The following is a 12,942-nucleotide window of genomic DNA, read 5'->3' as shown; positions in this document are numbered from 1 at the left end:
ACCTTTTAACGTCTAGACAGGCGATGCGTCGGCGGCAACTGATGCCGCCGACGTCGGGTGTCATCAGGGCTTGATGTAGGCCCTGGGGAGATCGGACTGGCGGGGCAGGTAGCGATCCCGAAGTCGGGTTTGACGACTGGTCATGCTGTCCACCTTGCCACTCAGTACCACAGCGTCCGCTGCGCTGGTGACCTCCAGTGGGTCACCGCTCCAAATGACCACATCCCCCGCCATACCGGCAGAGAGCTCACCACCTGACATACCAAAGAGACGGGCAGGCACGCTGGTCAGGCCGGCCAGACCGGCCTCCCAGGGCAAACCATTGGCAACGGCATTGCCCGCCATCTGGCGATTTTTGCGGGTGTTGTGTGTTTCAGCGCCCGAAAATCCAACGTCGACACCCGCCGCATGCAGCAGGGCTGCGTTATCCAGGCGGGAACCCACGCTGTCGAAACTGTTGGGCAGGTTAGCCAGAGGATCCAGTAGCACGGGTACATTAGCCTTTGCCAGTGCGCCAGCCACCACCCAGGCTTCAGCACCGCCGGCAACCACTGCGCTGAAGCCGTGGCGCTGGGCAAAGTCCAAGGTCTGCAGAATGTCACTGGCGCGATCAACCGCGAACACCACGGTGCCGTCACGGGTATAGGCTTTCAGCGTCTCGCGCCCCAGACGGGTCAGGAGAGCGGGCTCGCCCTGACGCGAGGGGCGTTTCGCTTCGGCCATCGCCTGCTCCAGCACCATCCATTGTGCGGCGCGGGAGGTTCCTGCCTTGTCTGCACTACCGCCACCAATGGTAATGAATAACACCTTGTCGCCGGCGAACGATGTGTAACCGCCATCCAGGCGCACCAGCTGGCCCTGGCCGGCGATAATGCTGTCGGAGGCACTGGCGCCCAGCAGGGTAAAGCCAAAACCCTCTACACGAGTTACGGGTACAACGGTGGAGTGGGGATTATAGGCGGGTGTTACGTCAAATTCCGGCCTCATCGGTGTGTCGTGAAGGTCCGCTAGGCGGTTATCGACAGAATCTGATTCGGCTTCTACCTCTGCCAGGCCTATGGCTGATACTCCGGTGAACAGGGCTGCAGTCACGGGCTTTCCACCGGCATTCAGGGTTTCGGTACCGCTTGGCGCTGTGAGATTAGTGCCGATGGCACTGATAGTGCCGTCTTCAATCAGAATGTCAGCATTGTCCAGCACACCAGCATCAGTACCTGTGTGTACCTCACCGCCACGTATCAGCAGGTTCTGAGCGGAAGCGGCGTTAACCGACAGACACAGGGCTGCGGCGAGTAAAAGTGGTGATCGCATTATTGCGCCTCCTGCAGTTGACCCAGTTCGAAATCAGAGACGGGCTGTAGCGCCGGATCGGCCCTGTCGTAGAGCAGAGCGCCATCGATGAACACTTTGTCTGCCTTGCTGTACACGCTGAAGGGGTTGTCACTCCACAGCACGACGTCTGCCATTTTACCCGGCGAAAGGGTGCCGGTTTGATCGGCGATGCCCAGTGACTTTGCAGCATTTTCCGTAATCCAGCGAATGGCGCGTTCCTCGGGAATGTCCATGCCAGCGCGTTGGCCCCGGATCATTGCCTTTGCTGCTTCCTGGTTCAGGCGCTGTATGCCTTCTTCGGAATCTGAGTGAACAATGGCACAGCCGTTTTCGGGTCTGTCGACAATGGCTATGTTCTCTTGAATGCCGTCATAGGCTTCCATCTTGAAGCCCCACCAGTCGGCCCACAGCGCGCCACAGACTCCAGCCTCAGCCAGTTCATCGGCGATCTTGTAGGTCTCTACGCCGTGATGGAAAGTGCCCACCTGGTAACCAAACTCCTCGGCCATATCCAGTACAGTGAGCATCTCATCGGCACGATAGCAGTGCATATGCACAATCACTTCACCTTTGAGAACGTCGGCCAGCGTTTCAAGCTTTAGATCGCGTTTTGGCGGCTTGGCCTTCTTGTCCCCTTCGGACACCTTGATGTCGTAGATCTCCCAGTCACGCATGTAACTCTGTGCTGCCGCCCACTCGGCGCGGTAACGAGCAACATTACCCATTCGTGTTGAGGGTGCCTGATTACGGCTGCCATAAACTCGCTTGGGGTTCTCGCCACAGGCCATTTTTAGGCCATGGGGTGCGTCCGGAAATTTCATGCCTTGATAGCTGGTGGCGTAAACGTTTTTCAATGTAACGCCGCGGCCCCCGAAGAGGTTTGCAGAACCCGGCAGTACCTGCATGGCGGTTATGCCGCCTGCGAGAGCGCGGGAAAAGCCGGGGTCTTGAGGCCACACGCTGTGCTCAGCCCAATTGTCAGCGGTGACCGGGCTTGTCATCTCGTTGCCGTCATCATGAGCACTGACACCGGGGCTGGGGTAAACGCCCAAGTGGGAATGTACGTCGATGATGCCCGGTGTTACCCAACGGCCTTCTGCATCGATAACCGTTGTGCCGGCTGGCGTCTCGCCGCTGCCAACCCAGACAATCTTGCCATCGCGCATAAGCAGACTGGCATCATTCAGACGCTGGCCATCACCCGTAAGAATGGTCGCGTTACTGATAAGCGTCGGCTCGGATGGAAGAGGTTGGTAAGTGGATGGAAACGGTTGCGCGAGCGCTGGCGTGCAGCAGAATGCAAGCGCAGCGCCTACCAGGCGCAGTAGCGGCTTGATCATCAAGATGGCCTCCAACGGCTGTGGTGATGCTTTTATGAAGCGAGGTAGTGTATCAGAGCGCGTTTCAATGCACGGGGTGCTCAAGCAATCGTATGCACTGAACGCGGGGCACCCTGAGATACCCCGGGAAGGTGTTAGTCAAGGAATTCCGCCCGCGTGCGGGAGTCTGCCTTGAACGCGCCGCCCAGCGCAGTTGTGCGAGTGCGGGAGTTGCTGTCCATGACGCCGCGCGACTTCACGCAGTAGTGTACGGCGTTAATGGTGACCGCCACATCGTCTGTTTCCAGCAAAGCCTGTAGCGCGACAAGAATCTGCTGCGTGAGGCGTTCCTGAACCTGCGGCCGCTGGGCAAAGAACCGAACAATGCGGTTGATTTTGCTAAGGCCGATAATCTTGTTACTGGGAATGTAAGCCACCCGTGCGGCGCCATCGATGGTGATGAAGTGGTGCTCGCAGGTGCTTACCAGATCGATATCATCGATACGGACCATTTCCTCAACGTTCATCTTATTGTCGATGACCGAGATCTTCGGGAACTGCGTATAGTCGAGACCGGAAAAAATTTCATCGACATACATCTTGGCAATGCGGTGCGGTGTTTCGCACAGGCTGTCATCGCGAAGGTCCAGACCCAGAGTGCGGGTGATGTCGGTAAAAGATTGACGGATACGCTCGTACTTTTCGTCGCGACTGAGGCCGGTAGGCACCAGTGGCGTTTCAAGGCCACGCTCTAGCAGCGCAGTCCGTACGATGTCTGCCTCGGGTGAAACCGAGGAGGGTAGCGGCAGTCGTTGTTCAGCGAGCATGGGTTCCATGTTCGAGCTCCTTGTTTGTCTAATCTTGCTACGGGTGTAAATCCAGTGCGGATTGCCGTTTTTCCCCTGAGACGGTTTTGTCTAGGCTTTGTCCGGGCGTTGCAGCAGCAGGCATTGTTGCGCAGATCCGATGGGGCCGTGGTCATCGAACAGTATGGCGTTCGATAACCCGGTGCCGTTGGATTCCCAACGCGAGGTGAACTGTGCGCCTATCCACTCTCCCGAGGGCGCTCGATGCAGGTTAATCGATAGATCCGTGTTAATGAAGGTGACCTCATCGGCATCCTGATTACGCGAGAAGCCATTGCCGCAGTCAGCAAGCGCGCAAACACTCACAAATGCGCTGTCCTGTTCACCGGAGACCAGCCTGGGCGTGCGCATCCATGCTGTATTGGGCCCCAGGGTCAGCGGGGTCCCGCGGGGCGTCATAACTTCCACGACGTCGGCAAAGGTCCGCAGCTCGTGCCCGCCGCGAATTCGGCGGAAGGGGGTGAGGCGCGCGGCCGCGCGGTCTGGCAACTCAAAGGCTGCCGTAGTGACTTCGCCGATGTCTTGTTGAGCCATGAGCAGTGCCGTGGCCGAGGCGCAGGCTCTCCCGGTGTCGTCCACGACTGTCAGAGCAACCGTGGCAACAATGCGCCCATTGCGGCCCACCGTGGTTTGTATGGTAAAACCGGATACGGGAACAGGACGGAATAGGTCCAGGGTCAGCCTGACCAGCTGCTTGTCAGGTACGGCTTTTTCGGCACTTCGCGCGACGGCGCCCGCAGCTGGGCCGCCATGACACCCATTATGGGTCCAAGGGCCCCTGGCGCCGTCATTGCCGACGTAGCGATCACCATCGAGCTCAAAAAAGGCAGTGTTTGTGTCTGGCATAGTGCGGGGTCTCTCGAATCAGAGCGCAAGCTTGCCTGTGCCGCGAGGCGGGCGCAATCCCGAAACACGTCGGTGGAATTGGCGCGCAGGGCGCGAGAGTTGAGCTAATCTTAATGTAGGCATCGCGCATTCACAGCGAGGCTGGTCTCTTGAGCGTGGGGCGATTAGCTTGAGCAGGCCCCCACAACAGGGCATTCCACAAGGGAGACACACATGGCGCATCGGCGCGTGGTAAGACTTGGCATTATGGGGTTTGGCCAAATTGGCCGACAGGTGTTTGATCTCGCCTCACAGACGGAGGACATACAGGTCGTAGCGATCGCCGACTTTGGTCAGGCGGACGTACTGCATTACCTGTTACGCGCTGAATGTGCTGACCCACAGCGGCACCGCCTCGAGGGTAACTTTCTGGTGAATGAGTCCAGTCGTGCCCGCTTGATGCAGATTGATCGCCCCATCGAAATGCCGTGGGATGTATTCGATGTTGATCTGGTGATCGATGCCACGGGGCAGCACCGGGAATCCAGTTACTTGCAAGACCATCTGGCCAATGGCGCGCCGCGCGTTCTATTACGCACTTTACCCGGCGATGCTATCGACCGCCTGGTGGTGCCGGGCGTGAACGAGGCCAGCGTCCAGTGCAGTGACCGTAAGGTATCGGCTGGTTCGGCGACGACCTCCGCGCTCGCGGTATTGCTGAGTGTGCTGGACGAAAAGCTGGGCATAGCGTGTGCCAGCGCCACCAGCATTCACGCCTACACCTCAGACCAGATGCTACAGGATTATGCCTCCGGTGATCTGCGTCGCAGCCGCTCCGCGGCAAAGAACATTATTCCCAATGGGCATGAGGCGGCTGAATGGATACCTACTATTTTGCCGAACATGGCTGGAAAGGTAACAAGTTCAGCGTTGAATGTGCCGGTCCATGAGGGGTGTCTGCTGGACACCAATATCGTGATTGATGAACCGAGTGTGGACGTTGCTGACATTGACAAGATCCTGCGCGAGGCCGCTGCCCGACGGCCAGACATACTGGGCGTCGCCGATGATCCCATCGTGTCATCTGACGTTATCGGCAGTACTCACACCTTGCTGTACGACAGTCAGGGCACCATCAAGGCGGGCCAGAACACCATCAAGATACTCGGCTGGTACGAATCCCGGGGTCATGCCGCACGCCTGCTGGATGTTGCAAGGTTGTACGCTGATCTCGATGCGCGCAGCGCAGGGGAGGTCGCGTAATGAGAGTTGCTATTAATGGCTTTGGGCGTATCGGACGTGCCGTATTTCGTATTCTCGAGGCACGAGACGACATTGAGGTCGTTGCTATCAATGATCTGTTTGATAAAGCCGCGCTGAGATACCTGCTGGATTACGATACGGTGATGGGTCCTTTTGGCAAAGCACTGGCGCTTGAGGGAGACGAGTTCGTCACTGACAAGGGCAGGGTGAGGTTACTCAGTGAGCGCAGCCCCGCGGATCTACCCTGGGGTGATTTGGGTGTGGAGGTGGTGATCGAAGCCACTGGGGTTTTTCGGACTCGCGAAGCGCTCTTGCAGCACATCAGCGCCGGTGCGAACCGGGTGCTTCTCACCGTACCCGCCAAAGATGAAATCGACTACACCGTTGTGCTTGGCGTGAATGAGCAGGGTTTGAACCCCCAGCATCGCATCATCTCGAATGCCAGTTGCACTACCAACTGTTTGGCGCCGATGGCCAGTGTCCTGCACTCTGCTTTTGGAATCTCGGAAGGTGTGATCAATACAGTGCATGCCTACACCAATGATCAGCGCCTGGCGGATGTGCCGCACTCTGACTGGCGCCGCAGTCGCGCTGCTGCCGAGAATATCATTCCCACATCAACCGGGGCTGCCAAGGCGGTGGGCTCCGTCTTGCCAGAGCTGAATGGCCGCTTGCACGGTATTGCAGCCCGTGTTCCTGTGCCGGACGGTTCGGTCGTTGATCTTTTCGTCACCCTGGAGAAAACGGTTGATATTGATACCGTTAATGCGGCGGTGCGTGAAGCCGCAGCATCAGACCAATTGCGGGGTATTCTGGAGTATCGAGACGATCCCATAGTCTCCACTGACATCATCGGTAACCCCCATTCATCGATTTATGACAGTGCCTTCACGACGGTCACCGGTGGGCGATACCTGCGAGTGCTGAATTGGTATGACAATGAGTGGGGCTATTCCAGCCGGGTCTGCGACCTTCTTTCACTGATGAATGATTGGGAAAGCTAATCCATGACAGAGCATGCAACTGAGCCGGATTACAGCAGCCTGCGAAACAATGTCAGCATGCTGGGCGCTCTGCTCGGTGAAGTGATTACCAGCGCGGAGGGTGAAACGGTGCTGTCCTCGGTGGAAAACATACGCCTGCTGTCGCGGGCAGCCCGTGAGGGCGATTCCACCGCTGGTCAAACCCTGTTGCACACGTTGCGAAATCTGCAAGACGATCAACTCGTGCCAGTCGCTCGTGCCTTCAGCCAGTTCCTGAATCTTGCCAATATTGCAGACCAGCAACACACCATCTCTCGCGAGATGGACCCGCTGAATTCGGCGTCGCAATCCCTGCTGAAGGAATTTGAATCCCTTCTTGCCGAGGGTTGTAGTCAACAGGACGTGCGCTCGGCGGTGCAAGAACTGCACATCGATCTGGTGCTCACCGCCCATCCCACCGAGATTGTGCGTCGTACCCTGATCCACAAGCAGTCGGAAATCGGCCGTTGCCTGTCACAGCTTGAGCTAAAGGGCTTAACCGACAGGGAACGACGCGAGCTCCATGCGCGCTTGCGCGAGTTGATTACCCAGATTTGGTTTGGTGATGACTTCCGGCGCCAGCGCCCTACACCTGTAGACGAAGCTAAGTGGGGCTTCGCTGTGGTTGAAGATTCACTGTGGCAAGCCGTTCCCGAATTTTTGCGACGTCTTGATCGCGCCCTTGAGATCAGCTGCGGGCAAGGCCTGGCGATAGATGCGGCGCCGTTGGCTTTCACCTCATGGATGGGCGGTGACCGGGATGGCAACCCGAACGTGACGGCCACAGTCACCCGGGAAGTGTTGCTGTTGAGCCGCTGGCAGGCAGCCGATCTTTATCAGCGAGATATTGCAGGCCTGTTGGATGAGCTGTCGATGACGCGTTGTACAGATGCACTGCGTGTGTATGCCGGGGATGCCCATGAGCCCTACCGAGAGGTGCTGCGCCGGCTGCGACGCTTACTGCAAGACACCTTGGGCGCACTTGAGGCTGAACTCGACGGTGAGCCTGCGCCGGAGGTGACCACGCTGGTTGCTGTCGATCAGCTTCTGGAGCCGCTGGAATGTTGCTATCACTCGCTGCGTGAGTGCGGCATGGCGTCGGTAGCGAATTCACAGCTATTGGATTTGTTAAGGAAAATTCGCTGTTTCGGCGTACATTTGGTCAGGCACGACATCCGTCAGGACAGTGCCCGACACACCAGTGCCCTCGCTGAAATTTTTTCGGTGTTGGCAATGGGCGACTACGCGGCGATGAATGAGAATCAGCGCCAGCAACACCTGTTGGATGTGTTGGCCAGCCCGCGCCCGTTGCTACCCAGGTACTGGCAGCCCAGCGCTGATACTGCGGAAGTGCTCGCAACCTGCGAAGTCGCCGCCCGGCAGCCTCAAGATGCTCTGGGTGCTTATGTGATTTCCATGGCGCGCCAGCCGTCGGATGTTTTGGCTGTTGTGCTGCTTCTCCGCGAGTGCGGTGCCCAGTGGGCGATCCCGGTTGCGCCACTGTTCGAGACTCTTGACGACCTGGCAAGGTCGGAATCCGTGATGGAAACACTGCTATCCACCGACTGGTATCGCAACCACTGCGGTCACAGGCAGATGGTCATGATTGGTTACTCGGACTCTGCCAAGGACGCGGGAGTGATGGCGGCTTCCTGGGCACAGTACAGTGCGCAGGAGAGTCTGCTTTCGGTGTGTCAACGACACGGTGTAGAACTCAGCCTTTTCCACGGGCGCGGGGGAACCATTGGGCGTGGTGGCGCACCGGCTCGCGATGCACTGTTGTCGCAACCGCCGGGATCATTGCGCAATGGGTTGAGGGTCACCGAGCAGGGCGAAATGATTCGTGCGAAGTTGGGCTGGACGTCGCTGGCCGTGAAAACGCTGGCGCTTTACACCACGGCCATTTGTCGTGCGAATTTGCGCACGCCGCCACAACCGCGTCCACAGTGGCGCGAGTTGATGGCGAAGCTGTCCGAGGATTCCTGTTCTGCCTATAGAGCAGTAGTGCGCGGTGAACCAGACTTTGTCCCCTATTTTCGCAGCGCCACGCCTGAGCAGGAGCTGGCCAAGCTGCCCCTGGGCTCCAGGCCTGCGCGACGGGCAGGTGGGGGCGGTATAGAAAGCTTGCGGGCTATCCCCTGGATATTTGCCTGGTCGCAGAACCGCCTTATGCTACCCGCTTGGCTGGGTGCCGGCGGAGCCCTGCAAGCCGCTCTGGATCGTGGTGAGAGCGGTTTGTTGCAGGAAATGATGGCGCAATGGCCATTTTTCGCAGCCCGGATCTCGATGCTGGAAATGGTGTTTGCCAAAGCCGATGCCGAGCTCTCCCAATACTACGATGAAGCACTGGTAGACCCTGAGCTGCAGCGGCTGGGGGTTGATTTGCGAGCCGCGCTGGCAGCTGACACCCGCGCTGTGCTGTCGCTGTCAGCGAGCGATACGCTGCTGGCTGACCAACCCTGGATCGCAGAGTCAATCGCGCTGCGCAATGTCTACACCGACCCGCTGAATGTGCTGCAAGCTGAACTACTAAAGCGTAACCGTGAGAACCCGCGCGAGGTGCTGGAACGTGCCATCATGGTAACCATTGCCGGGGTGGCTGCCGGCATGCGCAATACCGGTTAGTCATATTGCTGTCTTGGTGTTCATCGGTATTCGCCGACTCTGCGATTGTTGTGATACAGCGGCACTTGTTACACTGAGTCCAGCTAAACGGGCCCCTGTGAGGGCACCACCCGTTGCCTATTTGCTCAGTCCATTTTGGAGTTTCCCCCAATGATTAAACGCTTTTACGCCGTGATCGCCAGCTTGATGCTGATCAGTCTCAGTCAACTGAGTGCCGCCGATGACTACGGTGACACGCTCAGCGCCTTTGAAAAGGCGGGCGAAACGTCAGCGTTCTTCAACAGCGCGTACGGATATGCTGTATTCCCGACAATCGGTAAAGGCGGTATTGGCATTGGCGGCGCTTACGGTAAGGGTCGTGTCTTTGTTCGCGGCGCACATGTCGGCAATACAGATATGGCGCAAGTGACGCTAGGGTTTCAGTTAGGCGGACAAGCCTTCAGCCAAATGATTTTCTTTGAAGACGAACGCGCATTCAAAGAATTCACCTCCGGTAACTTCGAGTTTTCCGCCCAGGCCACAGCGGTAGCGTTGACTGCGGGTGTATCGGCGGAGGCGAACACCGGCGGTGGCGCAACAGCGGGCGCCAGTGGAGGTCGCAACGATGCTTCAACCGTGCACGGCGGTTACCGCAAGGGCATGGCTATATTTACGATCGCACGGGGTGGCCTGATGTACGAGGCGGCTATTGGCGGTCAGAAATTCAGCTATACACCTCTGTAATTCAAGGCCCGGCTAACTGCTGGGCACTCAAGTAAGGCCCGCCAGTTCGCGGGCCTCTTCCTCTGCCTCCGCTGGTATCTCTCCAGTGAGAATGATGTGCCAGCGTTTTGGGCCATGTGCACCGCTGACCAGTGTCATGCCGATATCAGCAGTGCTCGATGGGCCTGAGATGAGTTGTATCCCCCGCGGACGGTGGCGCAGATTTCCGACCCATTCGGTTGCATCATCCAGAGTCGACAGCAGCGCTTCGCAATCAACCAGCACAATATGATCCTCTACAAGCAGGTGATTGGCCGCAGGACTGGCTTTGCCTGTTAGGAGTATCACGCTGCCGGTCTCGACGACAGCCGCCGCGGCAAAACTCACTGAGACGGCGTCATTGCTGCCGGCAGCACCAAAGCGTGGTAGCAGGCCGGCATCGCGCCATGGCAGCGCCGCCAGTCGCTGATCATGACCGGCGGCTATCTTGTGGGTGCGATGGCGCTCGAACAGATACTTTGCAACCGCTTGCACCGTCGCTTTACGCGACCTCGCGGTAGAGATACTGCCGCCTTGTAATAACACATTGGCGAGAAAGGCTGCGCAGGGCTCTATGCTGGGCAGCGGTGCACTTGGGCCACTCCCCAGCCCATGCAATGCGCTGTCGATGTCTTGGCGCGAGGCGCCGGTGGCGGTGCCGCGAATCCGTGCATAGATTTCGGTACGCGCATCATTCATTCTCTGCCTCCCTCTGCAACTGTGCCAAAAAGGTCTCCTTGGCTGGCATGGGCAGGTCGCGTGTATTCAGATAGTCCGTCATTCCCGGCACGCGGCGAGCCAGCCAATGTGTTCTGCCGAGGCGCGAAAGAGATCGCGCGAACAGGCCTGATAGCCATCTGTACAGTTGCGGGCGCTGGACCAGCCAGGCGTGTGCCTTTAACCCCAGTCGCACTGGCGTAGGCAACAGTTGTGCCTCGTTCTCAGCATGGCGTAGGTCGCGCAGTAGCTGGGGCAGCGGGATATTGGCAGGACAGACCTCTTCGCAACGGCCGCAGCTGGTGCAGGCATTGGGTAGCGTATGGCTTTCCTCCAACGAGGTGAGTAATGGCGTTAGTACTGAACCCATGGGGCCGGGATAGACAGAGCCATAGGCATGGCCGCCGGCCGCTACGTATACGGGGCAGTGGTTTAAGCAGGCCCCACAACGAATGCACTGCAACATGGAACGGTAATCGCTGGCGAGGATGTCGCTACGCCCATTGTCCAGCAGCACTATGTGCGTTTCCCGCGGTCCGTCGATGTCGCCGTCTCGCGCGGGTCCTGAGTAAAAACTGGTATAGCTGGTGATGGGTTGGCCCGTTGTGGATCGCACCAGTAGCCGCAACATGCTCATGGCATCCGAAAGCCTCGGTAGCAGCCGATCCACGGTTGTGCAGATCACCAACACCGGAGGGAGGTTGGCGCAAAGGTCTCCATTACCCTCGTTAGTCACCAGCATTGAGTACCCTGATTCCGCGACGAGGGCGTTGGCGCCAATGATCCCGATATCTGCTGCCAGGAACTCCTCGCGCAGCACCCGACGTGCCTCTGCCACCATGTCCTCGGCTGTATCCAGGTCACGCGCCCCCAGAGGATGTTTCTCGTAGAACAGCGATCTGATATCCGCCTCAGGTTTGTGCAGTGCGGGCGCTACGATATGCGATGGTTGCTCGCCCGCCTGCTGCACAATGTATTCGCCGAGATCAGTTTCGGTCACGCGCAATCCGGCAGCTTCCAAAGCGGCATTGAGCCCGGTTTCTTCGGTCACCATGGATTTGCCCTTTGCCACACGCTTGGCGGAATGGCGCTGGATGATGGATAGTACCCGCTGGTTCAGCTCCTCGCCGTTGCGCGCAAAGTGCACTTGATTACCGTTCTCCAGTGCCTGCTGCTCGAACTCATCAAGGTAGGTGTCCAAATGCTGAAGCGTATGCCTGCGAACAGACTCAACGTGGTCCCTGAGTGACTGAAACGCTCCAAATGTCGCAACGGCAGCTTCCCGCTGAGCGGGTAGCTGCAGACCCAGGCGACGACGATTGGCGCTGGCTGCGGTATCGGACAGGGCATCGGCGGCGCGAGCAATGAAATCTTCACTCTGCACCTGCATCAGTCACGGCTCCCGGACTCGTTGGTTGTGTCTGAATCCGCTACGAGCAACTCAGCCACATGTCTAAACTCAAGGTCTAGCCCCCGCTTACTGGCACGACCGGACATCGCGAGCAGGCAACCCATATCACCGGCGACGACGGTAGCGGCACCGCTAGCAGAGATATCGTCGAGCTTGTCATCGCTCATTCGGGCAGAGATCTCTGGCATGCGCGCACAAAAGCTGCCGCCAAAGCCGCAGCAAACGCCCTGTGTCTGCAGCTCTACAACTTCGATGTTGTTTTGGGTTTTTAGTAGAGAGCGTGGTTGCTCGGCTATTCCCAGTTCTCGTAAACCGGCGCAGCCGTCGTGGTAGGCTACATTGGAAGCCTCTGGCGTGTGCGCTCTGGGCGGCAGTTGTACCACCTCTGTGAGAAAGTCCGTCAACTCATAGCAGCGCTGCGATAGATCAAGCGCCCGTTCTCGCCACGTGCCTTTTAGCAGTTTCGGGTAATGCTGACACAGCATGGCGGCGCAAGAGCCCGATGGCATTACGACATAATCAAAGGGCTCCAAAAGCTCAATGTTCTGTTTCGCAGTGGGCAGCGCTGCGGCGTAGTCACCGCCGCTGTAGGCCGGTTGGCCACAACAGGTTTGGCTTGCCGGCACCGTGACGCGGCAACCCGCTTCTTCCAGAAGAGCGAGCGCCGCAAAGCCGGCGGAGGGCCTGAACACATCAATTAGACAGGTCGCAAAAAGGGCAACGTGAGGTTGGCCTGTGAGATGGCTGCTGCCGGGGCCGTGGTCTGGCATTCGCCGCCCTCCGGGGCTGTGGTGCAGTCGTGCCAGTATAGCGAAGGCGCT

11 protein-coding genes are annotated in these 12,942 nt (G+C 58.4%); 4 read left to right on the top strand and 7 right to left on the bottom strand.

Features of this window, described 5'->3' with window-relative positions; genetic code table 11:
- Positions 1-63 precede the first annotated feature (63 nt).
- The 4 genes from IE089_RS07595 to IE089_RS07580 form a co-directional block, all read right to left on the bottom strand.
- Positions 64-1,311, bottom strand: coding sequence for an amidohydrolase family protein (locus tag IE089_RS07595; RefSeq protein WP_189476841.1), 1,248 nt, complete (start codon positions 1,309-1,311; stop codon positions 64-66).
- Entirely contained in the window at positions 1,311-2,672 is a 1,362-nt protein-coding gene (locus IE089_RS07590; protein ID WP_189476839.1) for an amidohydrolase, read from the bottom strand. The genes IE089_RS07595 and IE089_RS07590 overlap by 1 nt, the downstream gene beginning before the upstream one ends.
- A gap of 134 nt (positions 2,673-2,806) precedes the next feature.
- Positions 2,807-3,487, bottom strand: coding sequence for a GTP cyclohydrolase I FolE (folE, locus tag IE089_RS07585; RefSeq protein WP_189476838.1), 681 nt, complete (start codon positions 3,485-3,487; stop codon positions 2,807-2,809).
- 81 nt (positions 3,488-3,568) lie between these two features.
- Positions 3,569-4,363 (bottom strand): thioesterase family protein, encoded by a 795-nt coding sequence (locus IE089_RS07580; protein ID WP_189476836.1) that lies wholly within the window; start codon positions 4,361-4,363, stop codon positions 3,569-3,571.
- A gap of 213 nt (positions 4,364-4,576) precedes the next feature.
- On the opposite strand from IE089_RS07580, the gene IE089_RS07575 reads away from it, so the two are divergent.
- The 4 genes from IE089_RS07575 to IE089_RS07560 all read left to right on the top strand — a co-directional run bounded on the left by IE089_RS07575 (position 4,577) and on the right by IE089_RS07560 (position 9,975).
- Positions 4,577-5,605, top strand: a complete 1,029-nt coding sequence (locus IE089_RS07575) for a glyceraldehyde 3-phosphate dehydrogenase NAD-binding domain-containing protein (protein WP_229802636.1) — start codon at positions 4,577-4,579, stop codon at positions 5,603-5,605.
- Complete coding sequence (gap, locus tag IE089_RS07570; protein ID WP_189476834.1) at positions 5,605-6,609, top strand: type I glyceraldehyde-3-phosphate dehydrogenase; 1,005 nt, start codon at positions 5,605-5,607, stop codon at positions 6,607-6,609. The genes IE089_RS07575 and gap overlap by 1 nt, the downstream gene beginning before the upstream one ends.
- 3 nt (positions 6,610-6,612) lie before the next feature.
- Positions 6,613-9,252 carry a phosphoenolpyruvate carboxylase gene (gene ppc, locus IE089_RS07565; protein WP_189476832.1) on the top strand — a complete coding sequence of 880 codons (2,640 nt, stop codon included), beginning with the start codon at positions 6,613-6,615 and terminating at the stop codon, positions 9,250-9,252.
- Between the two features lie 150 nt (positions 9,253-9,402).
- Positions 9,403-9,975, top strand: coding sequence for a lipid-binding SYLF domain-containing protein (locus IE089_RS07560; protein ID WP_189476830.1), 573 nt, complete (start codon positions 9,403-9,405; stop codon positions 9,973-9,975).
- 27 nt (positions 9,976-10,002) lie between these two features.
- On the opposite strand, the gene IE089_RS07555 is transcribed toward IE089_RS07560, so the two are convergent.
- Genes IE089_RS07555 through IE089_RS07545 form a run of 3 tightly spaced genes read right to left on the bottom strand, consistent with a single transcriptional unit; the run spans position 10,003 to position 12,891 of the window.
- Positions 10,003-10,692: an LUD domain-containing protein gene (locus IE089_RS07555; RefSeq protein WP_189476828.1), complete on the bottom strand. Its 690-nt coding sequence runs from the start codon at positions 10,690-10,692 to the stop codon at positions 10,003-10,005.
- Positions 10,685-12,100 carry a LutB/LldF family L-lactate oxidation iron-sulfur protein gene (locus IE089_RS07550; RefSeq protein ID WP_189476826.1) on the bottom strand — a complete coding sequence of 472 codons (1,416 nt, stop codon included), beginning with the start codon at positions 12,098-12,100 and terminating at the stop codon, positions 10,685-10,687. Before IE089_RS07550 ends, IE089_RS07555 begins: the two co-directional genes overlap by 8 nt.
- Positions 12,100-12,891 (bottom strand): (Fe-S)-binding protein, encoded by a 792-nt coding sequence (locus tag IE089_RS07545; protein WP_189476823.1) that lies wholly within the window; start codon positions 12,889-12,891, stop codon positions 12,100-12,102. Before IE089_RS07545 ends, IE089_RS07550 begins: the two co-directional genes overlap by 1 nt.
- Between the last annotated feature and the right edge of the window lie 51 nt (positions 12,892-12,942).

Source organism: Parahalioglobus pacificus, from assembly GCF_014652275.1.
Taxonomy (GTDB): domain Bacteria; phylum Pseudomonadota; class Gammaproteobacteria; order Pseudomonadales; family Halieaceae; genus Parahalioglobus; species Parahalioglobus pacificus.
The sequence above is the reverse complement of the archived record's forward strand: the minus strand, read 5'-3'. Positions and strand labels throughout refer to the sequence as shown.

What these genes read in the sequence shown, in the direction of transcription:
- IE089_RS07580 (WP_189476836.1), bottom strand. Translation starts at nt 4,363, where the DNA reads ATGCCAGACACAAACACTGCCTTTTTTGAGCTCGATGGTGATCGCTAC.
- IE089_RS07590 (WP_189476839.1), bottom strand. Translation starts at nt 2,672, where the DNA reads ATGATCAAGCCGCTACTGCGCCTGGTAGGCGCTGCGCTTGCATTCTGC.
- IE089_RS07575 (WP_229802636.1), top strand. Translation starts at nt 4,577, where the DNA reads ATGGCGCATCGGCGCGTGGTAAGACTTGGCATTATGGGGTTTGGCCAA.
- IE089_RS07560 (WP_189476830.1), top strand. Translation starts at nt 9,403, where the DNA reads ATGATTAAACGCTTTTACGCCGTGATCGCCAGCTTGATGCTGATCAGT.
- IE089_RS07545 (WP_189476823.1), bottom strand. Translation starts at nt 12,891, where the DNA reads ATGCCAGACCACGGCCCCGGCAGCAGCCATCTCACAGGCCAACCTCAC.
- IE089_RS07550 (WP_189476826.1), bottom strand. Translation starts at nt 12,100, where the DNA reads ATGCAGGTGCAGAGTGAAGATTTCATTGCTCGCGCCGCCGATGCCCTG.
- IE089_RS07555 (WP_189476828.1), bottom strand. Translation starts at nt 10,692, where the DNA reads ATGAATGATGCGCGTACCGAAATCTATGCACGGATTCGCGGCACCGCC.
- IE089_RS07595 (WP_189476841.1), bottom strand. Translation starts at nt 1,311, where the DNA reads ATGCGATCACCACTTTTACTCGCCGCAGCCCTGTGTCTGTCGGTTAAC.
- folE (WP_189476838.1), bottom strand. Translation starts at nt 3,487, where the DNA reads ATGGAACCCATGCTCGCTGAACAACGACTGCCGCTACCCTCCTCGGTT.
- ppc (WP_189476832.1), top strand. Translation starts at nt 6,613, where the DNA reads ATGACAGAGCATGCAACTGAGCCGGATTACAGCAGCCTGCGAAACAAT.
- gap (WP_189476834.1), top strand. Translation starts at nt 5,605, where the DNA reads ATGAGAGTTGCTATTAATGGCTTTGGGCGTATCGGACGTGCCGTATTT.